Source organism: Kaistia terrae (genome assembly GCF_026344005.1).
GTDB lineage: Bacteria > Pseudomonadota > Alphaproteobacteria > Rhizobiales > Kaistiaceae > Kaistia > Kaistia terrae.
On sequence record NZ_JAPKNH010000012.1, the window covers coordinates 73,112 to 96,483 of the forward strand.

General features: G+C 63.6%; 27 protein-coding genes and 1 pseudogene. 14 read left to right on the forward strand and 14 right to left on the reverse strand.

Features of this window, described 5'->3' with window-relative positions:
• The first annotated feature begins 17 nt into the window (after nucleotides 1-17).
• The 5 genes from OSH12_RS22990 to OSH12_RS23010 all read left to right on the forward strand — a co-directional run bounded on the left by OSH12_RS22990 (nucleotide 18) and on the right by OSH12_RS23010 (nucleotide 4,126).
• A complete protein-coding gene (locus OSH12_RS22990) occupies nucleotides 18-872 on the forward strand; it encodes a carbohydrate ABC transporter permease (protein ID WP_266345972.1) in 855 nt (284 codons plus the stop codon).
• A complete protein-coding gene (locus OSH12_RS22995) occupies nucleotides 869-1,729 on the forward strand; it encodes a carbohydrate ABC transporter permease (protein WP_266345973.1) in 861 nt (286 codons plus the stop codon). The genes OSH12_RS22990 and OSH12_RS22995 overlap by 4 nt, the downstream gene beginning before the upstream one ends.
• A gap of 24 nt (nucleotides 1,730-1,753) precedes the next feature.
• The gene (locus OSH12_RS23000; protein WP_266345974.1) at nucleotides 1,754-2,851 is read left to right on the forward strand and encodes an ABC transporter ATP-binding protein; all 1,098 of its coding nucleotides are present in this window, start codon (nucleotides 1,754-1,756) and stop codon (nucleotides 2,849-2,851) included.
• A gap of 262 nt (nucleotides 2,852-3,113) precedes the next feature.
• The gene (locus OSH12_RS23005; RefSeq protein ID WP_266345975.1) at nucleotides 3,114-3,338 is read left to right on the forward strand and encodes a hypothetical protein; all 225 of its coding nucleotides are present in this window, start codon (nucleotides 3,114-3,116) and stop codon (nucleotides 3,336-3,338) included.
• A gap of 5 nt (nucleotides 3,339-3,343) precedes the next feature.
• A complete protein-coding gene (locus OSH12_RS23010) occupies nucleotides 3,344-4,126 on the forward strand; it encodes an alpha/beta fold hydrolase (protein WP_266345976.1) in 783 nt (260 codons plus the stop codon).
• A gap of 132 nt (nucleotides 4,127-4,258) precedes the next feature.
• Here the strand turns inward: OSH12_RS23010 and OSH12_RS23015 are convergent, their stop codons facing one another.
• Together OSH12_RS23015 and OSH12_RS23020 are read right to left on the reverse strand one after the other, a co-directional pair.
• A complete protein-coding gene (locus OSH12_RS23015; RefSeq protein ID WP_266345977.1) occupies nucleotides 4,259-5,476 on the reverse strand; it encodes a CaiB/BaiF CoA transferase family protein in 1,218 nt (405 codons plus the stop codon).
• Nucleotides 5,477-5,551: 75 nt separating this feature from the next.
• The gene (locus tag OSH12_RS23020) at nucleotides 5,552-5,746 is read right to left on the reverse strand and encodes an aldose epimerase family protein (protein WP_266346029.1); all 195 of its coding nucleotides are present in this window, start codon (nucleotides 5,744-5,746) and stop codon (nucleotides 5,552-5,554) included.
• A 401-nt stretch (nucleotides 5,747-6,147) separates the two neighbouring features.
• On the opposite strand from OSH12_RS23020, the gene OSH12_RS26275 reads away from it, so the two are divergent.
• Nucleotides 6,148-6,339 carry a M48 metallopeptidase family protein gene (locus OSH12_RS26275; protein WP_380225742.1) on the forward strand — a complete coding sequence of 64 codons (192 nt, stop codon included), beginning with the start codon at nucleotides 6,148-6,150 and terminating at the stop codon, nucleotides 6,337-6,339.
• A gap of 338 nt (nucleotides 6,340-6,677) precedes the next feature.
• Here OSH12_RS26275 and OSH12_RS23030 read toward each other — a convergent pair whose 3' ends face one another.
• Both OSH12_RS23030 and ctlX read right to left on the reverse strand, forming a co-directional pair.
• Nucleotides 6,678-7,718 carry an ornithine cyclodeaminase gene (locus tag OSH12_RS23030; protein ID WP_266345979.1) on the reverse strand — a complete coding sequence of 347 codons (1,041 nt, stop codon included), beginning with the start codon at nucleotides 7,716-7,718 and terminating at the stop codon, nucleotides 6,678-6,680.
• A 25-nt stretch (nucleotides 7,719-7,743) separates the two neighbouring features.
• Complete coding sequence (gene ctlX / locus OSH12_RS23035) at nucleotides 7,744-8,694, reverse strand: citrulline utilization hydrolase CtlX (protein ID WP_266345980.1); 951 nt, start codon at nucleotides 8,692-8,694, stop codon at nucleotides 7,744-7,746.
• 136 nt (nucleotides 8,695-8,830) lie between these two features.
• On the opposite strand from ctlX, the gene OSH12_RS23040 reads away from it, so the two are divergent.
• Nucleotides 8,831-9,256, forward strand: a complete 426-nt coding sequence (locus OSH12_RS23040) for an Lrp/AsnC family transcriptional regulator (protein ID WP_201402995.1) — start codon at nucleotides 8,831-8,833, stop codon at nucleotides 9,254-9,256.
• A gap of 64 nt (nucleotides 9,257-9,320) precedes the next feature.
• Here the strand turns inward: OSH12_RS23040 and OSH12_RS23045 are convergent, their stop codons facing one another.
• The 9 genes from OSH12_RS23045 to OSH12_RS23090 all read right to left on the reverse strand — a co-directional run bounded on the left by OSH12_RS23045 (nucleotide 9,321) and on the right by OSH12_RS23090 (nucleotide 17,250).
• Nucleotides 9,321-10,280 (reverse strand): arginase family protein, encoded by a 960-nt coding sequence (locus OSH12_RS23045; protein WP_266345981.1) that lies wholly within the window; start codon nucleotides 10,278-10,280, stop codon nucleotides 9,321-9,323.
• 31 nt (nucleotides 10,281-10,311) lie between these two features.
• Nucleotides 10,312-11,001 (reverse strand): ABC transporter permease, encoded by a 690-nt coding sequence (locus tag OSH12_RS23050; protein ID WP_266345982.1) that lies wholly within the window; start codon nucleotides 10,999-11,001, stop codon nucleotides 10,312-10,314.
• Nucleotides 10,998-11,687 carry an ABC transporter permease gene (locus tag OSH12_RS23055; RefSeq protein ID WP_266345983.1) on the reverse strand — a complete coding sequence of 230 codons (690 nt, stop codon included), beginning with the start codon at nucleotides 11,685-11,687 and terminating at the stop codon, nucleotides 10,998-11,000. Before OSH12_RS23055 ends, OSH12_RS23050 begins: the two co-directional genes overlap by 4 nt.
• A gap of 9 nt (nucleotides 11,688-11,696) precedes the next feature.
• On the reverse strand, nucleotides 11,697-12,461 hold the full coding sequence (locus OSH12_RS23060) for a transporter substrate-binding domain-containing protein (protein WP_266345984.1): 765 nt from the start codon (nucleotides 12,459-12,461) through the stop codon (nucleotides 11,697-11,699).
• Nucleotides 12,462-12,557: 96 nt separating this feature from the next.
• Nucleotides 12,558-13,331, reverse strand: coding sequence for an ABC transporter ATP-binding protein (locus tag OSH12_RS23065; protein ID WP_266345985.1), 774 nt, complete (start codon nucleotides 13,329-13,331; stop codon nucleotides 12,558-12,560).
• A 32-nt stretch (nucleotides 13,332-13,363) separates the two neighbouring features.
• Nucleotides 13,364-13,978 (reverse strand): helix-turn-helix domain-containing protein, encoded by a 615-nt coding sequence (locus OSH12_RS23070; protein ID WP_266345986.1) that lies wholly within the window; start codon nucleotides 13,976-13,978, stop codon nucleotides 13,364-13,366.
• A gap of 773 nt (nucleotides 13,979-14,751) precedes the next feature.
• Nucleotides 14,752-15,183 (reverse strand): cyclophilin-like fold protein, encoded by a 432-nt coding sequence (locus OSH12_RS23080; protein WP_266345987.1) that lies wholly within the window; start codon nucleotides 15,181-15,183, stop codon nucleotides 14,752-14,754.
• A gap of 80 nt (nucleotides 15,184-15,263) precedes the next feature.
• On the reverse strand, nucleotides 15,264-16,124 hold the full coding sequence (locus tag OSH12_RS23085; protein ID WP_266345988.1) for an aldo/keto reductase: 861 nt from the start codon (nucleotides 16,122-16,124) through the stop codon (nucleotides 15,264-15,266).
• Nucleotides 16,125-16,341: 217 nt separating this feature from the next.
• Nucleotides 16,342-17,250 carry a LysR family transcriptional regulator gene (locus OSH12_RS23090; protein WP_266345989.1) on the reverse strand — a complete coding sequence of 303 codons (909 nt, stop codon included), beginning with the start codon at nucleotides 17,248-17,250 and terminating at the stop codon, nucleotides 16,342-16,344.
• Nucleotides 17,251-17,458: 208 nt separating this feature from the next.
• Between OSH12_RS23090 and OSH12_RS23095 the strand changes: the two genes are divergently transcribed.
• From OSH12_RS23095 to OSH12_RS26330, 7 genes and pseudogenes are all read left to right on the forward strand, one after another.
• Nucleotides 17,459-18,211, forward strand: coding sequence for a carboxymuconolactone decarboxylase family protein (locus OSH12_RS23095; protein WP_266345990.1), 753 nt, complete (start codon nucleotides 17,459-17,461; stop codon nucleotides 18,209-18,211).
• 56 nt (nucleotides 18,212-18,267) lie between these two features.
• Nucleotides 18,268-18,396 (forward strand): annotated as a pseudogene (locus tag OSH12_RS26280) (hypothetical protein); the annotation flags it as partial.
• A 16-nt stretch (nucleotides 18,397-18,412) separates the two neighbouring features.
• Nucleotides 18,413-18,751 (forward strand): hypothetical protein, encoded by a 339-nt coding sequence (locus OSH12_RS23100; protein ID WP_266345991.1) that lies wholly within the window; start codon nucleotides 18,413-18,415, stop codon nucleotides 18,749-18,751.
• A 94-nt stretch (nucleotides 18,752-18,845) separates the two neighbouring features.
• Nucleotides 18,846-19,133, forward strand: a complete 288-nt coding sequence (locus tag OSH12_RS23105) for a hypothetical protein (RefSeq protein ID WP_266345992.1) — start codon at nucleotides 18,846-18,848, stop codon at nucleotides 19,131-19,133.
• A 134-nt stretch (nucleotides 19,134-19,267) separates the two neighbouring features.
• Nucleotides 19,268-19,735, forward strand: a complete 468-nt coding sequence (locus OSH12_RS23110) for a (R)-mandelonitrile lyase (RefSeq protein WP_266345993.1) — start codon at nucleotides 19,268-19,270, stop codon at nucleotides 19,733-19,735.
• A 94-nt stretch (nucleotides 19,736-19,829) separates the two neighbouring features.
• Entirely contained in the window at nucleotides 19,830-20,849 is a 1,020-nt protein-coding gene (locus OSH12_RS23115; protein ID WP_266345994.1) for a PQQ-dependent sugar dehydrogenase, read from the forward strand.
• Nucleotides 20,850-21,159: 310 nt separating this feature from the next.
• A complete protein-coding gene (locus OSH12_RS26330) occupies nucleotides 21,160-21,768 on the forward strand; it encodes a hypothetical protein (RefSeq protein ID WP_266345995.1) in 609 nt (202 codons plus the stop codon).
• A 54-nt stretch (nucleotides 21,769-21,822) separates the two neighbouring features.
• Here the strand turns inward: OSH12_RS26330 and OSH12_RS23125 are convergent, their stop codons facing one another.
• Nucleotides 21,823-23,358, reverse strand: a complete 1,536-nt coding sequence (locus OSH12_RS23125; protein WP_266345996.1) for a DUF1254 domain-containing protein — start codon at nucleotides 23,356-23,358, stop codon at nucleotides 21,823-21,825.
• Between the last annotated feature and the right edge of the window lie 14 nt (nucleotides 23,359-23,372).

Here is a 23,372-nt window from a genome sequence, read left to right on the forward strand (position 1 = left end):
GCGAGAGGGAGCGCTTCATGCTCCTTCTCGTCGCCCCCGCAGCGCTGGTGCTCGTCTGTTTCCAGATCATCCCGATCTTCATCGGCATGAATGCGAGCTTCCGCGACTGGTCCCTGGTCAACCCCGCCAAAACCTGGATCGGCCTTAAGCACTACAGGGACGTCCTGAGCGATCCCGTCTTCCTCTATACCGTGCTGCCCAACACCTTCATGCTGATGGTGTCCTCGGTGGTGCTATCGCTGGCCTCGGGCCTCGGGCTGGCGCTGCTTCTGAACAAGCCGTTTTTCGGCCGCCCCGTCGTCCGCACGGTGATCCTGCTGCCGCTGACGGTGGCGCCGGTGATAACAGCCACGATGATCCGCTGGTCGTTCAACGATCAGTTTGGGGTCATAACCAACCTGTTGAGCGTCCTTGGCTTTCCGGAAATCGGCTGGCTCTCGGATAAGTGGCCAAGCTTCTCGCTGATCATCCTGACGGATGTCTGGATCTGGGCGCCGTGGTTCACGATCATTATTCTCGCCGCTTTGCAGGGCCTGCCTCGCGAGCCATTCGAGGCGGCGCAGATCGACGCATCGGGCAAGTGGAGGACCTTCACCCACATCACGCTCCCGATGCTGAAGCCGGTGATCATCGTCTGCGTCCTGATCCGCTCCATCGACGCCTTCCGCACCTTCGACCAGGTCTGGATCCTGACCGGCGGCGGTCCGGCGCGCGAAACCGAGGTGTTCAGCGTTTACGCCTATGTCGAGGCCTTCGTGCATCTCGATTACGGCAAGGGCGCCGCGGCGGCAGGCCTTGGCGCCTTGATCATGCTCGTCGTCGGCATTGGCCTCTACAAGCTCGTCAATCGCCTGATGGAGGTGTCTCGATGACTGTTGAACCCTTCACCCTCCCCATCGCGAGGCCGGGCCCGACCATGTTCGAGCGGTTTGCGCCGGGCGCCTGGCGCGTGTTCATCGGCCTTGTCATCGTCGCGGTGCTGATGATCTTTATCGCCCCGGTGGCGATCCTGATCGTCACGTCGATCCGCCCGGCATCCGGCATCTACTACATCTGGCGCGGCACCGAATTCACCCTCCAGAACTATGTCGAGGTACTGCAGCAGCCGCAGATCCTGCATGCGATGTTCAACAGCTTCGTCATGGCGACGCTGGCGACCGTCGTCTCGCTGGGTGTGACGGTCGGCAGCGGTTACATGCTGTCGCGCTTCACGGGCCGGATCCAGAAGACGTGGTTCGCGACGATCTACGTGTTCCGCACGGTTCCCTACATCTCCTTCGTGCTGCCGCTCTATCTCGTCACCACGAATCTGAGGATCTACGACACCTATCTCGGCCTGCTGCTGCCGCACATCGCCGTACATGTCTGCTTCTTCTCGTGGCTGATGAAAGGCTTCTTCGACAGCATCAATCCGTCGATGGAGCATGCGGCGCTGATCGACGGCTGCACCCGCTGGGGCGCCTTCCGCCGGGTGGCGCTGCCCTCGGCCATGCCGGGCATCGCGGCGCTGTCGATCCTGTCCTGGCTCTGGACCTGGAACGAGTTCCTGTTCGCGCTGATCCTGACCGGCCAGCGCACGCCGATGATCACCTCGACCATGGCCCAGTTCGTCACCGAGACCGGGACGGAATGGAACCTGATGAGCGCGACCGCCGTGCTGGCGATGCTGCCGGCGCTGCTGGTGACGATCTTCGGGCAGAAATACGTCATTCGCGGCCTGCGGATGTAATTCCCTCAGTTTCTGGAGGCCGCTATGGCTGAAGTTATCCTGAAGAGTGTCGGCAAGGCCTATGGCAGCCATCCGGTTGTCCATGACGTCAGTCTGACGATCGCCGACAACGAGTTCGTGGTGCTGGTCGGGCCGTCCGGCTGCGGCAAGTCGACGACGCTGCGCATGGTGGCGGGGCTGGAATCCATCTCGTCCGGCACGATCCAGATCGGCAACAAGGTCGTCAACGACCTGCCGCCGAAGGATCGCGACATCGCGATGGTGTTCCAGAACTACGCGCTCTACCAGCACATGACCGTCTACGACAATCTCGCCTTCGGCCTGCGCAACCGCCGGGTCGACGAGGCGACGATCAAGAAGGAGGTCGAGCACGCGACCAACATCCTCGGCCTCGCGCCGCTGCTCTCCCGCAAGCCGTTCCAGCTTTCGGGCGGCCAGCAGCAGCGCGTGGCGCTGGGACGCTGCATCGTGCGCCATCCGCAGGTGTTCCTGTTCGACGAACCGCTGTCGAACCTCGACGCCAAGCTCAGGGCGCAGATGCGGATCGAGTTGAAGGCCCTGCGCGAGCGCGTGGCCACTACCTCGATCTACGTGACCCATGATCAGGTCGAGGCGATGACGCTGGGCGACCGCGTTGTCGTGATGAAGGACGGCTATATCCAGCAGGTCGGTACGCCGCTCGATATCTACAATCGGCCAAAGAACCGCTTCGTCGCGAGCTTCATGGGTTCGCCGGCGATGAACTTCATCAACGTCGATCTCATCGAGGAAGGTGGGCGCACCCGCGCCGTTGCCAAGGATCTCTCCATCGCCGTGCCGGAGCGCCAGGTCGCCAGCCTATCGGGCCACGGCAATCGCTCCGTCATCCTCGGCATCCGGCCGGAGCATATCCATCTCGGCGCACCGGCGGAGGATCTCGGTACCACCTTCCGCGGGGAGTTGACTGTGACCGAGCAATTGGGTTCGGAACTGGTTGTGGGCACGAAGGTGGCGGATACGCTGATTATGGCGTCCCGCATTGCGCCGGAAACGGAACTCAAGTTGCATGAGCACGCGCCGTTCTGGGTCGACCCCAAGGCGATTCACTTCTTCGATAGCAAGACCGAGGCGGCGATCCGATGAGAAGAAATCGGCGAGCCCGCGTGGGTCTCGCCGATTGCTCGTTATGCCAGCCGTCAAAGCCCTGATGATGCGTCAGGGTTAGCGGGGGGCTCGACGCTTCATGAGCGGCGGCTTCCTGTTTGTCGTTGTGATCCTGCAGAGCCGGCTCACCCGGTCGACGGCTGTCGCCTGACGCTCCACATCGGCTCAGCGGTTTACAAAACCGCTGAGCCGTGGACTGGCATCGCTTGCGGCGTTCAGGCATCTGCTACAGAGTCCCGACATGGATAATTCCGACAAGAAATTGCCGTCGCATGCCAAGGGAAAGGCCGAGCCGCCGTCACCCGGATCGACGCGCGCCGATCACCTGATCCGCATCATCGAAGGCGAGCCAATCCCGATGAGCGCGCAACTGGAAGCGACGTTGGTCGTCCGTGCGTCGACCGGACCTGTCGTGGCTCCCGTATTACGCAAGCGCAGCAGCCGCGCCGCCGCCGTCTGGGCATGACGGACGTGTCGTTTCGCCAGGAGAGCCGCGCCGTCACCGTGCTCGGCGTCACCATCCAGGTCGCCAGCATCACGCCGGAAACCGTCGCCGGCAGCAGGGATATCGTTCTGCTGCATCAGGGGCTGGGCTCGATCACCCAATGGGGGGCTTTTCCGCTGCAGCTTGCCGAAGCGACCCGCTGCCGGGTCTTTGCTTATGATCGGCTCGGCTATGGCCGCTCCGATTTTCCCTCGGCTGGGGAGGCCGACTTCCTCGAGGCGGAAGCGCGATCGTGCCTTCCGGCCCTGCTCGATGCGCTGGGTGTCGAGCGTCCGGTGCTCTATGGCCACAGCGATGGCGGAACGATTGCGCTGATGTTCGCGGCCAATGCGCCAGATCGGCTCGCCGGTCTGGTCAGCGAAGCCGGCCATGTATTTTCCGAGGTGGCGGAGACTGGCGGCATCGACGCGTTGCGGGTCGAGTTCGAGGCTGGCGAACTGGCCGGGAAGCTGGCGCGCCATCACCCGCGTCATCTCCAGCCGATGTTCCGCCGCTGGGTCGATTTCTGGCAGGCGCCGGGCCGGGAGAACTGGAGCATGGTCGAACGCCTGTCCACCATCCGTTGCCCCGTTCTGGTCATCCAGGGCGCGGACGACGAGCACGGAACGCTGCGCCAGGTCGACGAGATCATGGACCATGTGACCGGGCCTGCCGAGCGGCTGATCCTGCCCGGCTGCGGCCACATCCCGCACCGGGAAATGCCCGAGGCCCTCCTGCCCACCGTGGCGCGCTTCGTCGCCAGCATCTAGACGGATCACCCCGGGTCGGCCTTCCACGGCGGATGGCGTCACCCGCCCAGCCGAACCGGCGATGTCATGCCGATCTGGCGGAAGCTCTTGAAAGCGCTTTTGCAGCTTACCGTGCGCGCGGCTAAGCCGGCATCAGGCGGTCAGCCGCAGATCGTCGCTAGCCTGGCGTGAGGCCGCGACGGCGCGCGAGACGACCAACCGCTCGACCTCGTCGTCGTGATAGCCAAGTTCACCCATGATCTCGCGCGTGTGTTCGCCGATTTCGAGCGCCAGGACGCGAAGTTCCGGCACCTCGCCGTCATAGCGGTTGGGATGATTGACCAGATGTACGGTGCGGCCGCGCACGGTGATCTCGCGGAAGATCTGGGCGTGCTGGATCTGCGGATCGTCGAGCAATTCGTCGTAGAAGTTGATCGGCGCCCACCAGATCGAACTGGCGTCGAGCTTTTGTCCAAGCTGTTCGCGCGAAAAGCAGGCCGTCGCTACACGCAAGCGGCGGGCATATTCGTCGCGCTCCTTGTAGCGGTCGTTGCCGGCGATCTCGCGCAGCGCGTCGCTGTCGAGCGCATTGGCGAGCACGGTGGCGTCGCAGAGCGAGATGACGATATGGCCGTCAAGGGTCGGATAGACGCCGTAAGGAGCTGCGTGGAACCAGGTTGCCAGATTGGATTCGCGCTGCAGGATATCGCGCGTCATCCCGCCGGCGAAGAAATTGACCAGCGCCTCGCCCTGCAGGTCGAGGCCGGAATTAAGCAGGCTCGCCTCCACCCGCGTGCCGACGCCGTCGCGCAGGCGGCGGACCAGTGCGCCGAGGATGCCCATGGCAAGCAGGGCGCCGCCATGCTGGTCGACGATGGCGGCGCCGACCGGGGTGGGCGCACGGTCCGGCGTTCCCGTCACGCCGATCAGGCCGGATCGCGCCTGCATGAGGATGTCCTGTCCCGGCATGTGCGCCATCGGTCCGGTGGAACCGAAGCCGGAGGCGGATGCGTAGATCAGCGTCGGGTTGATGGCGCGCAGTTCGTCCTCGCCGAAGCCGAGCTTGGCGAAGACGCCGGGACGGAAATTCTCCATGACGACATCGGCGCCGGCGATCAAACGGCGAGCGACCTCGCGGCCTTCCTCGCTCTTCAGATCGATGCCGATCGAGCGCTTGTTGCGATTGGCGCAGAGATAGAAGCCGCTGATCCCTTCGACGAACACATCCGCTCCCGACCAGCGCCGCTCATGGGCGCCATCGACCGGCTCGACCTTGATCACATCGGCGCCCATGTCGGCCAGATATTGCGCGCCCGCCGGACCTTGCAGGAAATGGCAGAAGCTGACGATGCGGATTCCGTTGAGCAGCATTTTCTTCCCTGAAGTCTCTTGGCGTCGAAGGTACGAATTCTCCTATGAAAGCGTTTTCATTCTTTCCGCAAGCCGTCAATTCAAAACGTGCTGGCGCGGTTCAAAGCTTGGGATGGAGGTGATTGTTGCGCGAAGCTGGATCTCTTCGCCGCCAAGTGAAAAGCGCCCGTCCCGGATGCTATTGCCATAGCGTCCACAAGTTGCGCCGAAATAGGTGTCGGTGGCGACATACGCGTCGACATCGTCGAAGCCGAGCACGATGTCGGCCATTTCGTCGGCGCCATCGACCGCAGTTGCGTGCTGACAGCCTCGCGAAATTCGCAAAACCAGCGGCTGTTGCCGACGTCGAGCTTCAGCGCCATGGCCTTGCCGCCCTTGGCGATGATCGCGCTGACGACAGTAATCGGCCGATCGCGGGTTGTTGTTGTAGGCGACGATGATGCCATGCCGCCGGTCACGATGGCGATCTTCATCTCTCACTCCTTCGTGTTTGGTGTGAGACGAAGTTAACCCCCACGATCACTGCCCACTCGCCCGATCCTCCTCCAAACTTGCCTGTTTCTGCTTCCGGGTTGTTGGCACCTGTCGATGTGCCGAAAGGGAAGGACCTATGATGATGGGAGCGCTGCTTCGCGAGCGTCAGCGGCAGTTGATTCCGATCGAGGGCTGACATATCGCCAAGCGACGACGGCCGCGACGAGAGCGATGACAGCTCCACCCACGAATGCGGCGGGTACGTCGTCACGCATGAACTCTGCCACATCGCCGTGCCGCATCTCGGGCCAGAGTTCTTCGAACTGTTGGATCGAGTCTTCCCTGATTGGGAAAAGCGCAAACACCGACTTGAGCAAATAATGGCGTGAGCAGAGTCATAGCGGCGCTACCGGTGCACCCTGGGGTTGCCATCGCGCCGCAACCCTTAAAGCCTTTCCAGGCCTCCAAGTGAGGTTGAGCGGCTGACATTCGGACCGATTTGGGATCATCATCGAAAGCCCGCTTGTGCGCTGGTCCTGCGTGAAATCGGTCATTCCGCCTCCGGCCCTTTTGCCATCAGTCAGTGTCAAGCTGCCCAACCCCTTGCCGCGAAGTCGCATCTTCCGGCCGATGCGCCGAACATTCTCGCGTTCGCTAGCGGCAGAATGGAGTGGAGTGGAAAGTCGCCTGTCCGCATCTGCGGAGGAAGCATCCAAAGGCGGGCGCCTTACGCAGCCGCACGCAGCAGCATGCCAAAGAGGTCGCGGGGGTCGTCAGGATCGGCGAGAAGGTCGAGTTCTTCGTAGAAGGCCGTACCCGTCAGCTTGTCGCGGACATAGCGCAGGGCCGAGAAGTCCTCGGTGGCGAAGCCGACGGAGTCGAAAAGGGTAATTTGCCGCCCGTCGGTTCTGCCCTGTGCTTCGCCGACAATGACGCGCCAGAGCTCCGTCACCGGGTGGTCGGGCGAGAGCTGCTGGATCTCGCCCTCGATGCGCGTCTGCGGCGGGTATTCCACGAAGATGTCGGCGCGTCGTAGAATGGCAGCCTGAAGCTCGGTCTTGCCCGGACAGTCGCCGCCGACCGCGTTGATATGGATTCCCGCGCCGACGAGATTGTCGGTGAGGATCGTCGCGCACTGCTTGTCGGCCGTGACGGTGGTGACGATCTCGGCGCCTTGTACTGCTTCCTCCGTCCCTTCGCAGATCGCAATGTCGAAGCCGAAGCCCTGGAGGTTAAGTCGGCATTTTTCGCTGGCCGCACGATCGATGTCGTACAGGCGCAAGCGATCGACACCGATCAGCGCCCTCATCGCCAGAGCCTGGAACTCGGCCTGCGCGCCGTTGCCGATGATCGCCATGGTCCGGGCGCCCTTCGGCGCCAGGTGCCGGGCGGCGACGGCGGAGGTCGCGGCGGTGCGAAGCGCGGTCAGGATCGTCATTTCGGTAAGGAGAACAGGATAGCCGTTCGCGACATCCGCCATGACGCCGAAGGCAGTCACGGTCTGGCGACCGTCGCGCGTGTTCTTCGGGTGGCCGTTGACATATTTGAACCCGTAGGCCGCGCCATCGGATGTCGGCATCAACTCGATGACCCCGTCGGGCGAATGGGCGGCGACGCGCGCCACCTTGTCGAAGCTTTCCCAGCGCCGGAAGTCGTCCTCGACATAGGCGCAGAGCTCGAGAAGGAAGCGCTCGATGCCGATCGACAGCACGAGCTTCATCATGTGGTCGACGCTCACGAAGGGAACGACGTTCAGCTTGGGATTCATGACTTTCGTCTCCACTTTCGGAAGGTCAGGCGAACGAAGCCGCCGGCCCGGAACGCGCGGCGAGATGGATGCCGGCAAGCATGCAGCGCACCGAACCACCCGCGAGTTCGACCGTCGGAACGTCGAGGGCAAGCAGGGGCGTGACGGCTTCAATGCTCTCGCGCTGCTCCGGCGTCAGCGAGGCGGCGGCGCGTGATGAGATCGCGAGAAACCGCCCCCTGCTGCCGCGCAGTTCGAGCGCGTTGCCGGCGAACTCGCCGATCTGCGCGTGGCTCAGCGGCACGACGATGCGCCCGGTTTCCTCCAGCCGCTCGCGGATTTCGGCCCGGCGCGCGTCTCCAACGACCGTGTCGAGCCCGACCAGCGCGATTTCGGTGCCGACGCACATGATGACGTTGGTGTGGTAGATCTTCGCGCCATTCGCATCGGCGGCTTCGAACAGCATGGGCTCGAAGTTGAAATGCGTGCAGAAGCGCTCCAGCGCGACCTCGTTGGTGCGGTTCGAGCGCGCCGCATAGGCGATGCGACCGATATGGTCGAACACCATCGCGCCCGTGCCTTCCAGGAAGACATGGTCGGGCTCGAGGCCGGAATAGTCGATGACGTCCTGTACGCGGTAGCGCTGCTTCAGCATCTCGATGACGTCGGAGCGTCGCTCGCGGCGCCGGCTCGGATTGAACATCGGATAGATCGCGACATGCCCGCCGGCATGGGTCGAGAACCAGTTATTCGGAAAGACCGAGTCCGGCGTCGCCGTGCTCTCGTCCTCGAAGAGATGGACGGTGACGCCGGCTTCGCGCAGGCGCCCGGCCATGCGAGTTACCTCGTCGAAGGCCGCCTCCGCGATCTCGCCGCGCGTACGAAAGCCGTCCGCCGATTGGAAGACGTTGTCCGCCGCCGTTTCGGGATTGGGCGTGAAATGGTGGGGACGGATCATCACGACGCCGGATGGCGCCTGGGCTGCGAAACCGCTCATGTCACTCGATTCAGAAGGCTGGGGGAAGGCTGGAAAGACCCCAGCATAGGCGAGCAAAATGCCGGTAGAAATGTCAATAATGGCAAAAGATGCGTGCTATGCTACGCAGATTGTCAGTATGTTTCGGACGTTTTGCATGTATCAGCTCGACGAACTCGATCGAAGGATGATCGACGTCCTGCGCAGTGACGGACGCGCGCCCGTGTCCAAGCTTGCCGACATTCTGGGCGTCACGCGCGGCACGGTGCAGGCGCGGATCGACCGCCTTCTGGATAGCGGCGCGCTGCTCGGCTTCACGGTACGCGTGCGGCAGGATCATGACGCCAACGCAATCCGCGCGGTGATGATGATCGAGGTGGCGGGCAAGTCGACCACGGCGATCATCAAGCGCCTGCGCGGCATGCCGGAGCTTCATTCGCTCCACACAACGAACGGAAGCTGGGATCTGATCGCGGAAATCCGCGCTTCCTCGCTCCACGATTTCGACCGTGTGTTGCGCGAGGTCCGCCAGATCGACGGCATTCTCAACAGCGAGACGAGCATTCTCCTCAGCTCGGTCTGAACGCGAAACGGCCTCCCGCGCGGGTACGCGGGAGGCCGTTCAGAGGAATGACGATGAAGGCTGATCAGGCCTTCTGGCGGGCGATCAGGCCGAGCGCCGTCGTGATGACGCGCGCGAAGGTCAGGGCGCCGATGCCGTCGACGTCGCGCTCCGGCATGAACTCCACGAAGTCGACCGCCGCGATCCGACCGCGCGCCGCCGCGCCCCGGATGAGGTCGGTGATTTCGTCATAGGTGAGGCCGCCGGGCGAGCGGCCAATGACGCCCGGAACCAGCGACGGGTCCATCGCGTCGGCATCGACGCAGACGATGATGTCGCTTCCCTCGGGAATGAGGTCCAGCGCCTTCTGGACGCCCGAACGATGGAGTTCGCGCGCCGGAACGAAGGACACACCCCATTTCAGGGCATCCTCGTAGTCGCTCGTCGCGGCCGAGCCGATGCCCCGCGCGCCGACCTGCACGATGCGCTCGATATGCTCCATCTCGGAAGCGCGGCGCATGGTGGAGGAGAGACCCATCCGCTCGTCCATATGCGTTTCGCGCCAGTCGATATGAGCGTCGATCTGGAGAATGGTGAACTTCCGGTCGCCGGCCATGTCGCCGATCGCCTGAAGCATCGGGATCGGGATGGAATCGTCGCCGCCGAGAAGCACGGGCACGGCGTTCCGCTCCAGGATCGTGCGCACCGCGCCGCGGATCGCGTCGCGATTGGCGGCTCCGTCCGCTTCGTCGAAGGGAAGGTCGCCGCAATCCACCGCGCGAAGGCGCCGCTCGGGGAAGACCTGGCCGCCGCTGTCGAAGTCGTGGCGTTCGAGATTGGCCGTCAGCGATGCCGTCGCGCGGCGCAGCGCGTCCGGCGCGTTGCGGCAATATGCACCGACGGAGCGGTAGGGCGTCGCGCAGGGAACGCCGAGGATGGCGATCGGCGCGTCCAGAGCGGAGAGGTCGTCGCAAGCGTCGAGGCCGAGGAAGGTCGAGGTTTCGCCCGCGCCGAACAGGGCGCCGAGATCGGGCTTCTGGTTCATGGAAGGATGATCCTTGCTGGAAAGCGCGCGGTCAGAGCCGCGCCTGGAGGTAGCCGGCCCAGCGGTGCTGGGCGAACTGGAAAAGCAGCACGAGCACGAGCGTCAGCACGAGATAGATCGCGGCCGCCGTCACGTAGGGCTCGAACATGATGTAGTGGTTCAGCGCGATGTTGCGGGCAACGCCGGTGACTTCCAGCAGCGTCACGGTGCTGGCGAGCGACGTCGCGTGGAGCATCATTACCGTTTCGTTGCCGTAGAGCGTCAGCGAGCGCGTCAGCATGGCTGGCAGAAGAATGCGCCGCGCCCGCGTGAAGGGCGACATGCCGTAGGCACGCGCCGCCTCGATCTCCCCCACCGGCAGATGTCGGAGGCTGCCCGCGAAGATCTCCGTCGTATAGGCCGTCGTGTTCAGGACGAAGGTCAGGATGACGCAGACGAGCGCGCTCGACAGCCACGGCCAAAGGAGGCTTTCGCGCACGAGATCGAACTGCGCGAGCCCGTAATAGATCAGGAACAGCTGGACAAGGAGCGGCGTGCCGCGAAACACCAACGTATAAAGAGCGATCGCATTGCGCAGGAACGCGTTGTGCGAATTGCGCCCCAGCGCCAGCGGCATCGCCACAACGAAAGAGATGGCGAGCGAGACGACGGTGAGGATCACCGTCAACTTCGCGCCCTGGGCATAGAAGCCGAGATTTTCGGCGATGATATCCCAGTTCATCGGGCAAGTTCCTTCACGCCAAGCTCGTAGCGCTTGGCAGCGCGGGAAAGGATGAAGAGCGAAATGGCGGTGATCGCGAGATAGAATCCGCCGGCGAGCAGGTAGAAGGTGAACGGCTTGGCCGTCGCCTCCGCCGCCCCCCTGGCCCGGAACATGACATCCTGGAGGCCGAGCAGCGAAACGAGCGCGGTCGCCTTGGCGAGCACCAGCCAGTTGTTGGTGAAGCCGGGCAGCGCGAGGCGCATCATTTGCGGCAGCAGGATGCGCCAGAAGATGCGGAATCGTCCGAGCCCATAGGCTTCGGCAGCCTCGAGCTGGCCCTTGGGAATGTTCATCAGGGCGCCGCGAAAGGTCTCGGCCATATAGGCGCCGAAGATGAGCCCGAGCGTCGCAGCCCCCGCCCCGAATGGGCTGAACTCGATATAGACGTCGTAGCCCCAATCCTGCGCTGCCTGGCTGAGCAGCGCGGGTAGCGAATAGAAGACGAGAAGCATCATGACGAGGTCCGGGATGCCTCGGACCACGGAGGTGTAGAGCGTGGCGGTGACGCGCAGCACCCGCGAGCGTGAAAGCCTGGCGAGCGCTGCCGCGATGCCGATCACGACGGCCAGTATCAGGGATACGAAGGCCAGCGACAGGGTGATCCACCCCGCCGCCAGCACGGATACGACATAGCCGCCGAGCATCGATCAGCCCTAGTTTTTGCCGAAATACTTGGCGTCGATCGCCGCGAGCTCGCCGTTCTCCCGGATCTTGGCGAGGCCGGCGTTGATTTTCGCGAGGAGGTCGGCGTTGCGGCGGTTGATCGCGATCGCGACGCCCTCACCGAACTCCGGCGCATCCTTGCCGGTATATTGCGGGCCGACGAGCTCGAATTTCTCGGCATTGTCGCCGTTGAGGAAGGCGTGCGTGATCTGCGCCTCGTAGCTCATGTGGAGATCGGCGCGTCCGGCGGTGAGCTCCAGATAGGGGGCGCTGCCGCCGTCGTAGCGCTTGATTGTCGCCTTCGGGAACGTCTTGGTGACGAAGGCGTCCATCGGGGTGCCGGTCTGGACGGCGACGATCTTGCCGGCAAGCCCGTCTGGGCTGATGTCGAGATCGGCGCCCTTCTTGGCGACGAAGCGGAACGTCGGATGCGAATAGATGTCGCTGAAGGCGATGATCTTGCGGCGCGCGTCGGTGACGGTCAGCTGCGAGATCAGCGCGTCATACTTGCCGGCGGTAAGCCCGGGGATCATGCCTTCCCAGGCGGCGGCAATAATGTTGCAGTCGAGTTCAGCCGCCTTGCAGACGGCGCTCATCAGATCAATGTCGTAGCCGACGAGCTTGCCGTCCGCGTCGACGGACTCGAACGGCGGGAAGGTGGCGTCGGTTGCGATCGTCACCTGCTCGGCGATCGCCGGCGAGAGCGAAGCCAGAGCGATGAAGCCGCCGAGAAAGAGGGTAGAAAGTTTCGTCATGGGAAGTCTCGTTCTCTGAAAGGGTTATTTTTCATTGCATCCGGCGCCGGGCCCTGGCGCCGAAATCTCGTGAGCCGCAATCGGCGCGGCGATGGTTCAGGACTGAAGGCGACCTGCCAGAAACTGTCGTAGGCGCGGGCTCTCCGGATTGCCGAACACGGCCTCGGGCGAGCCTTCCTCCTCGACGCGCCCCTCGTGCAGGAACATGACCTTCGAGGAGAGATGGCGCGCAAAACCCATCTCGTGCGTGACGACGATCATGGTCCTGCCTTCCTCGGCGAGAGTCTGCATGACACGCAGCACCTCGCCGACGAGTTCGGGATCGAGTGCCGAAGTCGGCTCGTCGAAGAGCATCACGTCGGGATCCATGGTCAGCGCGCGGGCGATTGCGACGCGCTGCTGCTGGCCGCCGGAAAGCTGCGAGGGATAGCGCTCGTAGGTGTCGGGCTTCATGCCGACCTTGGCGAGATTGGCCTTGGCGCGCTCCACCGCTTCCTTGCGGGATACGCCGAGCACGCTGACGGGGGCCTCGGTCACGTTGTCGAGGACGCTCATATGCGACCAGAGGCAGAAGTTCTGGAACACCATGGCGAGGCGCGAGCGAATGCGCTGCAGCTGGCTGGCGCTTTTCGCGCGCAGGGTTCCGTCGCGGCGGTCGGCCACGAGGTCCAGGACCTCGCCGTTGACGCAGATCGAGCCGCTGTTGGGACGCTCCAGCATGTTGATGCAGCGCAGGAACGTACTCTTGCCCGACCCGGAAGAGCCGATGATCGAGATGACGTCGCCCGCCGCGGCGTCGACGCCGATGCCCTTCAGGACTTCGGTATCGCCAAAGCGCTTGTGAATGTCGGTGATGTGGAGCTTCTGCATGGGCGGACTCAACGAAAGGCTTGGAAGGCCGGTCAGGCCGGGGGCGGCACGATCATCCAGAGCGTGACGCAGGGCTCGCTCGCGGACGGGTTTCGCCAGGTGTGCGGAATCTTCGGGTCGAAACTCAGCGTGTCGCCGGAGGTCATGTGGTAGTCCTCGCCGCCGACGGAGATGTCGAGTTCACCGCTGATGACGTGGACGAGGTCGAGATCGGCGCGTATGGCATAGGCCTCGGGGCCGGACCCACCGCCCGGGTCGATCACGGAATGCAGCGTCATCATGTGTTCGTTGCCGACGCCGCCAACGATGCGCTCGCGCATGCCGACACCGCCGAGATTGATCGGCGCGCCTTGCCCGGCCTTGACGAAGCTCGTCGCCGGCGGATCGAAAATCGCACCCGGCTTCACGTCGATCGCGTCGCAGATGCGCAGGAGCGATGCGATCGAGGCCTGCACGAGATCGCGCTCGAAGCGGCTGAGGAAGGATTTGCTGACGCCGGCCTTCAACGCCACGGCATCGATCGAAATGTTCTTCTGCTGCCGGAATGCGCGCAGTCGCGCACCGACGTTGAAACCGTTCGGTGACGCAGGCACATCCTCGACCGCCGACTCTGTCGTGTCGTCACAGATGGTAGAAGACCGTTCCATCCGCCCTCCGAAGGTTGCTCTGTAGGCAACTTTTCATCAAACGGATATGAACGCAACACTGGTTTTCTATGAAAGAATGATTTGTTGAAGGTTGCTCATGAAGAAACCAATCTGCTTAAACTCGCGGCAGGTCTTTCGCCGTTTCTGCCGCTTTGACGGGCCAAATGGCTTGGAGACCTGAAGCCGAATGGCTCCATGCCGTCTCAACCCCAGCAGCGGTGTGAATAGCGCCGAGTTTCATAGACAACTTCCTTCCTAATCTTGAGGTAGAAGGCCTATTGGGGCCAAGCTAGATTTCAGCGCCGATTGAACGTGGTGCATTGCGTCCGACCAACACGCGAGGCCGGGGAAGTGCTTCGTATCAATTGGTCCGTGGCTTCCTTACCGACCCCATCCTCGGCTCCGGGACGTATTCGCCGCCGAGGTCCGCGCTGCCTCGGCCGACTTCGACGTCTCGGTACTGGACTTACGCTTAAGCCGATCTGTCGACGACAGCATTTGGGAAGAGGCCGAGACGGTACAGGCCCGCGGCGCTCCGGATCCGCTGGCAGCCCTCGTCTGGGGCAAGTCTGACGGCCTTGCGACCCGCGAGGGACAAACAGCGCGTTGGACTGCCGCGTTCGAGAGCCGAAGGTGACGATTGCGCCCTACACCCGGTCGGTGGCGGCCGGATTGAAGAGTGGGTCGATCCGCACTTGGCCGGTAAACCAGTTGGAGGGTCCCTTTGCTGAAGGTGCCGTCCCACTACGAAAGGTCTCCATGGTCGCGTCCTTTCAGGACAAAAGCTCAAGGCGCAGAGAATGCCGGCCTTTCACCAACAGAGACCCCACCCCGCCTTCGATCTTGCCTAGAAGGATCAGGTCATCCCAGTATGTATAGCCGCTGTGGAAGAAGGCGAGGTTGCCCCAGCCGCGGAAATAGCAGAGGTCGCCTGCCGCCTCGACCATGATCGGTTGCCGACCTGCCTCGTCCAGGCGGCGCGGCAGATGGGCGAGCTTCTCGTTGTTCGAGAAGTCCTCGATTGTGAGGTCCAGCGGCAGCAGCGCGATCAGGTTACGCGTGGTCGCGTTGTCCACCAGGCGATAGGTGAAGTCCTGGTCAGCAAATCGGCAGCGAAGGCGCATCGACGTTCCGTTCTGGGCGCTGCTCCAGGTGGGCAGCACGGCGGCACTGGCTGCCGCTGCCATGAGGTGGCGTCGGTTCATTGTCGGGGTCCTTCACCTGTCGGCAGCCTTCCAGAATCTGAGCCTGCCGGCGGTCGCAACGCAAGGCGCTGCTTCCAAACTCACGCCTTCCCGCTGAACACGGGAAACCTGCTTGCCTCGCCGTAGTCGATCGATCCGATACCCTTCAGTGTTTCCATGTCGGCGGCCGAGATCGCGAAATCGAGGTCCGCGTTGGTCTTCATGTGAGCGGGCGTCTTGGTCTTCGGAAGTGCGACCATCCCGAGTTGCAGCACGTAGCGGATACAGATCTGCGGGACCGTCACGCCGTACTTTTCGGCCATGGCAGTCACGTTTGCATTGTCGAGAATCTTGCTGTGCGCGATCGGCGAGTAGGCTTCGACCAGCATTTCGTTCGCCGTCGTGTAGTCGATCAGGTCGAAGGGCGTGTTGCCGATGTGGGCCAGGATCTGATTGATCATCGGCTTGATCCGGGCGTGCTCCAATAGGTTCGCCAGGTCGTCGCTCTGGAAATTTGAGACGCCGATGGCGCGTATCTTTCCGGCTTTGTAAGCCTCCTCGAGCGCCTTCCAGGCGGCCAGATTGCCGTCGAAGAAGCGTTCTTCGCCCGCGAACTGGCTCCATGGCTGCGGGCTGTGGATGATGAAGAGGTCGACGTGATCGACGCCGAGCCTGGCCAGCGAGCCTTCGATGGCGGCCTTTGCGCCTTCGTAGTCCTTCACTTCGGCCGCCAGCTTGGTCTGAAGGAAGATGTCTTCGCGGGCGATGCCGCTCTTGCGGATGCCTTCGCCAACGCCGCGCTCATTGCCATAGGCCTGAGCGGTGTCGATGTGACGATAGCCGAGGCCGATGGCAGCCTGGACGGCCTCGGCCGCCGCACCGTCCTCGATCATCCAGGTTCCAAGGCCAAGTTTCGGGATCGCCACGCCGTTCGGCAGGGTCAGAGTTTCTTGCAGCACCATTTCGGTTGTCCTTCTGTTCCGCATGCCAGCGCGCTGGATGGCGCAAGGGGCCCCGGCGCCCGCCGTAAGCCGCTCAGAAGTCCGGCTCTCGTGCCGAACCTTTCCCGACTATGTAGAATTCACGCGGCGGTCCGATAACCCGGACAAGACTGCAAGGTCTCATGAACGGCGTGCATCAATGGCTCCGAAGCGCGAACCGGCCTCGGGCTGTGTGCCATCACTCCCGGTATCGTAGAGCATCCAGGAGCAGGGAAAAGGCCGGCGAAGCGTGCCTGCGGCTGGGATAGAAGATGTGCAGGCCTGAGAACGGCTCGGACCAATCTTCAAGCACGGCAACAAGCTGACCCGAAGCCAGATAAGGGGCCACGAAGAAGTCCGGCAGCATGCAGATGGCATTACCCTCCAGAACAGCAGCCAGCATGGGCCCGATCGAGTTGAACACCAGTTGCCCCGGCACGCGGAGGCGAGTTTCGCGCCCGTCTTTCTCGAACTCCCAGGCCCAAAGCCCGCCATGCGAAGGCAGCCGTACGTTGACGCAGTTGTGCGACATAAGGCTCTGCGGGGTCTCCGGCTGGCCATGGCTTGCGAAATATCCGGGCGTGCCGACACACAGCAACCTCACGTCGGGACCGATCCGCATGGCGATCATCCCTTCCGAAACCCGGCCGCCATACCTCACCCCGGCATCAAACTGATCGGCGGCGATGTCCGTCAGGGCGTAGTCCACCGTGATCTCCAGCTTGATGTCCGGAAAGGCGCGCAGCAGCGGCGCCAGTTTCGGCCACAGTAACCCTTCCACGGCAAAGTCCGGAGCGGTCAGGCGGATGGTGCCCGCGGGCGTGTCGCGAAACGAGGCAAGCGCCTTCAGCTCGTTTTCTATCTCTGCCAGACTGGGCGTGAGGGTAGCGAGCAGCCGCTCGCCTGCCGCCGTTGCCGATACGCTCCGCGTGGTCCGTGTCAGCAGCCGAAGGCCCAGCCGTTCCTCCAGCGCGCGAATTGTGTGGCTCAGTGCCGATTGCGAGATTCCAAGCTGCCCTGCAGCGCGGGTAAAGTTGCGCTCCCTTGCTACAACCGAAAAGGCCAGCAGATCGTTGAGGTTCTCCCGTAGCGTGCTTTCCTGGGACATTTAATTCCTCGAGACAGTTCGATCGTGACCTATGGCATCGCTTCATCAATGGTGGAGCGGTTGCGGCTACTTGTGTCAACAATCATCGCACCTCGCAGCTTCCTCGACATCCTATTTATTAGCTGGGCTCATAACTGAAATCGGTGTTTGCCCATGATCTCGGGGCGAGCGATCGCCATCTTGTGCCAGACACGAAGGAGATCGGAAAATGAAGTTCCTCGCACCACTGGCGGCAGCAGCCACCATTGTCACGGGCGCAGCAAACGCTCAGCACGCATCGTTCGAAAGCGCTGTCCCCGCGCTGTCGCACTACGGCTCGACTGTCGTCCAAGGCGACCTCTGGAAGAGGCCTGGGTTGTCGGCCCGCGACCGCAGCATCGTCACGGTCGCCACGCTGATCGCCCGCGAACAGACCGCTTTGATGCCGGAAGAGCTTGCCCGCGCCTTGGACAACGGCGTGAAGCCTTCTGAACTGTCCGGCATCGTCACGCACCTCGCTTTCTACGCGGGCTGGGGGAATGCTGCCGCCGCTGCCGACGCGCTGGCTCCGATCTACGAGACGCGCGGTATCCCTGCGGAAAGCCTTCCCGGCGCCGAGGTGGAACAATTGCCCCTGAACCAGGAGGCGGAAGACGCCCGCGAAGCCGGCGTCCAGGCCAATCATGCGGAAACCTCGATCGGCGTGGTGGACTATACCCGGGACGTCCTGTTCCGCGACCTCTGGCTTCGCTCCGACCTCGCGGCGCGCGATCGCAGCCTCGTCACCGTCACCGCGCTGGTCGCCGTGGGGCAGGCGGAGCAGGTTCCGTTTCACCTCGGCCGCGCGATGGACAACGGTCTCACGCGCGACGAGGCGTCCGAGGCCCTGACCCAACTCGCCTTCTATGCCGGCTGGCCGCGGGTCTTCTCGGCGATGCCAGTGTTCCGCAGCGTTTTCGACGCACGCCCCACCTCGGAATGACAGGAGTGACATCGATGAGAAGGCAAGCCTACGCAGCTCTCGTCGCAACGCTTCTCATGGTGGGAGCAGCAGCCTCCATAGCATTGCTTGGACCCGGTCAAGCACAGGCACATCACGGGTGGAGTTCGTTCGACACGGCCCGCGCCTACTACATCCGCGGAACGGTCACGTCGGTGCGCTGGGGCAACCCGCATTCGGAAAGTGACGCTCTCGGTCGGCTCCACGGCGCTGCCCGATGGCTTCCGCGATCGTCCGCTGCCGCCGGCTGCGGATCAGGCAGACGGTCAGGCAACGATGGCTTCCGCGCGACCCTACTCGGGCGAGCACGCGGAAATCCACCTGACACTGGCCGGACCGAGCTGGATGGAACGCTGGGGGCTGAACCGGGCGCTCGAGGAAGGAGAAACGATCGAGGTCCTCGGCTATCTGGGCTCGGAGGATTCCCACGACCTGCGCCCCGTCATGTTCTGGCTGGCCGACGGCCAAGGCGTCTGGCAGCAGCTGACGGCCTTCCCAAGTCGTCCGGAACCCGCGAACTAAGCGATGTCGCAGGATAGGTGGCAGGGATTCCTGGCCTGGCTCGAACGCAGCGATCTGGGCGAAGCCGTCCGGATGCTGCCCCAAGGCCTACCCGTTGCTGGAAGCTCTCCACATCCTCGGCATCGCTCTTCTCATCGGGCCGGCAATCGCGGTGGACCTGCGGCTCATGGGGCTCGGCGGGCGGCTCGTGGCGGTAACCACCGTCACCCGCAACCTGCTGCCCCTATGCCACGCTGGCTTCGCTGCAGTTGCCTTCAGCGGCGCGCTCATGTTCGCGGGCATCGCTCGTCAGGCGGGCTTCAGCGCCGCGGCCCCCTGGAAGTTCGGCCTGATCCTGCTGGCGGGAGCCAACATCGCCGTCTTCCACTTCGGGATCTACTGATCGGTCCATGATTGGGATCGGAACCAGAAGCCACCCGGCGCGGCCCGCGCCGCCGGCGCGATCTCGGCCTTGAGCTGGATCGGCGCGCTCATCGCGGGTCGATACCTCGCCTACGTCTGAAACCAAGGAAACTCATGATGAAAACCAAACTAGTTCTCGCTGTGTTCGCGCTGGCCTCAACGGTAGGCGCTGCCTTCGCCGAGCAGGAAATCTCGACGGCAGCGGGTCGCCCGGCGTCGATCGGATCGGCCGACTTCTTCACCGGCCATGTCGTCGTGGAGCCGATCTTCGGCGCAAGCGAACACCGTAACGTCTCTGCCGGGATGGTGACCTTCTCCCCCGGCGCGCGTGCGGCCTGGCATACCCACCCGACCGGACAGACACTCGTCGTCACTTCGGGCACGGGCTGGACGCAGATGGAGGGCGAGCCGAAGCAGGTCATCCGGGCCGGCGATGTCGTCTGGTGCCCGCCTGGTGTGAAGCACTGGCACGGCGCGACCGATGTCAACGCGATGAGCCATCTCGCTGTCACTGGCGTTGATGGCGAGACCGCCGTCACCTGGATGGCGCAGGTGACGGACGAGCAGTACCTCGGCGACTGACCCCTGCGGCCATAGGTGCCGTCAGGTGGACTGCTGCGGGCATTGTCTCGCAGCAGTCCTTCAACATTCGACATTCCTGACCGGAAATCCGACCATGCTCGCGAAGACACTCATTGCTGCCCTGACCATCGCTGCGTTCACCGCGACCATCACCCATGCGCAGGATTCCCGAGGCCGCGACGTCACGGTCGTCGCCGAAGGGCTGGACTATCCCTGGAACATCGCATCCGACGGCGGCCGCATCTTCCTTACCGAGAAGGCCGGCAACGTCCTGATCCTGACAGATGGCCGAATGTCCCGTGGGAGCCTGATCACGACCGAGCCGATCGAAACGGACGGTGGGCGCGGCCTGCTCGGCATGGCATTGGCGCCGGATTTTGCTATCTCCGGGACCGCCTACTTCTATCATTCCACCGCGAGCGGTAACCGCGTGATCGCGGCGCGGCAGGAAGGGGAGGCGTGGCGGGAGGTCGGCGTTCTTCTCGACGGCATCCCCGGTCATCGCCTCTACAATGGCGGTCGTATCGAGTTCGGCCCCGACGGGCTGCTTTATGTGACGACCGGATGGACCGAGAATCCAGATGCGCCTCAGGACGTCGCGAGCCTCGCAGGCAAAATTCTTCGTATCCAGCCGGACGGTGGCATCCCCGGAGACAACCCCTTTCCCGGTTCCCCGGTCTGGACGCTGGGGCATCGCAATCCGCAGGGCATCGCGTGGGACGAAGCAGGACGCATGTTCGCAGCCGAGCACGGCCAGTCGGCGCTGGACGAGGTCAACCTGATCGAGAAGGGCGGGAACTACGGATGGCCTCTCGCGCAGGGTGACGAACGTCGAGAGGGGCTGACGCCTCCGCTGACGCACTCGGGAACCTCGACCTGGGCACCGTCCGGAATTGCCGTTTCAGGGGATAAGCTATTCATGGCGGCGTTGGGTGGCCGCGGCATCGAGATTTTGTCTACGCGGAGCGGCGAAAGGATCGACGGCATCGACGTGGGTGAACGGGTTCGTGATATCGCGGTGGTCGATGGCGCCATCTATGCAATCACAACGAACAGATCGCCACGGGCCAGCGGCCCGTCTCGCGACAGGCTGTTGCGCATTTCGCCGGACTAGCTCGTGCCTCATCGAGCCTGAACGAACGGCAACTTTCGGGCCATGACGCAACCGCCGAGAATGGCTTCATTGGAGTCGGGAGCTGTCGTTGGACTGCGGTTGGAGACGGCAGCTATGGCCTGTGACCGCCCCACAAGCGGACAGCCCGATGTCGGTCCCATTTCGGACCTTCAAGGGCCGAGCCTCAGCGAAGCTAGCCTATATTCCCTGATTGATTGAACCGCCGTCAGAATGATCGCAGCGCAACTCCGCCAATCGGATAAATCGGGGCCCGGTGACAGGATCTGCTTGAGCCGGTGGAGGAGCGGGCATGGCCGCTCGGGCAGACTTCAACCTGATGAGCCAAGGCTCGGCCGCTGCCAGCGCGTCGGCGACGGCAAGCCCGATTGCCCGCAACGCTTCCGGATCGCCGGTGTTGGAACTCGTGGCCGAAAAGATCTCGGCGACGGTTGCCGGCGCGACGACAATGGCGCGTTCGGCGGGGATACTGCCTGGGCCCAGCCAAGCCTGTGCCAGTGCCGGAGCATCGAGTATCGAGCAGCGCCAGATCGCCCTCGTCGAGTTTCAGCGCGGAGAGCAGCCCGGCATTTCAAGTGCCGAGAGAAAGGTGCCGCTCCAGGCGCGCTCGACGATGATGCTGCGCTCACGCAAGGCGACGAGGGCGCGGCGGTTGACAGTGGCAAGCTCCATCGGCGTCGCGCCGAGATTGTTGACGAGCAGGGCGACGCGATCGCCGGCCCGCAGGCCAAGATCGCCGACGATTGTCGCAACGATCCGATCCGCCAGTTCATCCGCCGATTTCAGCGTCGTGCGCTCGACTCCCTTCTCGCCGTGGATGCCAAGGCCGGTGCAACTGCCGTCCGAGGAAAGCGTGAAACGTACGCCGCTCGGCCTGCGGGACGCTGCGACCTCGGCTTAGGGCAAGGCGACAACAGGAGAAAGCCATTTTGGCTCCTCCCGTTGCGCCGCCCCGTCACGTCCTGCGCTTGATGCTCGGGGGCTGCCAGGAGCCGCTCAGGATCGGTTCCTTGCCCCAGTAGGCGCGGATGTAGAGCGAGAAGTCTCCGTCCGGCGCCGGAAGCCAGTTGGTCTCCTTGTCGGCCCCGGGTGACTTGGCACCTGCGTAGAGGGTCAGCGAGCCGTCCGGGTTCCGCTTGAGGTTCTTGTTCTTGGTGCCGAGCGAGTAGCGCTTCAGGTCGTTGGCGTGGAAGAGGTGCTTGTCGTTGTAGAGCGTCACTGACCAGAAGCCGTTCACGGGTGGCTCCTGGCCCGCAGCGAAGGTGATTTCGTAGCCGGTCCCGCCATGGAGCTGGCCGCCATCGGCGTCGTAATCGGTGTAGAAATACTGGGTCTCGTTCGGCCGGTTCTCGAACATGTTCGACTTGGCCGTGGCGGTCCGGTTGAAATAGTCGATGCCGTACTGCGCGTTGTTGACGGAGCGGTTCCACCCGTTGCCGGCCGGCAGCCCGTTGTGCTTCCAGAGGAAGAAGGGGCGTATGGCGTCCTCTTCCGTCTTCACGGCCGTCTCGACCAGAACCTTCTTCAGCTCCGGGTCTTTCGACGCCGCATCGAGCAGCAGCCGGAACTGCTGGTAGAGCGCCTCCTCGCCCGGCAGTGGGGCGACGATGTCGAGCACCTCGCCGAATTGGTCGAAGAACTTCTCCGGCACCACCCATCGCGTCTCCTCGCCGCTCGATTTCGGGCCGGGGATATCGGGCACCGCGTTCCATGCGATGGTCTTCGCCGCGCCCGTAAAGTCCTTGAGCGGATAGGCGACGATCTGGTTGATCACGCCCTGGATCGCCTTCTTGTCCTCCGGGGTGTCGTCCTGGAAGACGCGCGGAATGGCGTTGGCGAGCGAGGTCGAAGCGCGCAGGACCTCCGTGATCCCAGCCGGCTTTAGCCCCTGCCAGTTCGGTCCAACGAGCAGGTAGAAGCCCGGTGTCGAGCCATAGGCCTTTCCAAGTCGCCCGAACTGATCCGTGCGGGCGTCATAGAGTGCGTAGACCCAAAAACGGTCGCCGAAATCGGGCACCTGGATGACGACAGGCTCGGTATCGAGATCGAAGAAGCCGAGGCCGTAGACCACGTCCTGGTTCGGGCAGGTGACGAAGGTTTCGGACGGCTCGATATAGTCGGCGAGCATGGCGATCTGTCCGCGCGGCGCGGCCGGCAGGACGCCGTTCAGATGGCCGGGTTGCGGTGCCTGTGTGATGGCGGCGCGCCGGTTGATCATGTTGACCATCGGCCACCCCCAGACATAGGCCGTCTGGGCCAATGCCCGCGCATAGCCGGGCTGCATGGCAATTCCTGGCGTAGGCTGCGTCAGGCCTGCCGACTCCGGTTGCGCATGCGCCGGGCCAATGGCCACGGTCGTGGCGGCACCAACTGCGATTGCCGCTCCGCCTGCCGCGCGTGCGCCCAAAAGCGCGAGTGACGTGACGCCGAGGCTGCCTCGCATTGCGTCACGACGGGTCGTGCCCAGGGGGCGCGTCAGATCCTTTGTCATGGTTGCGGTCCTTG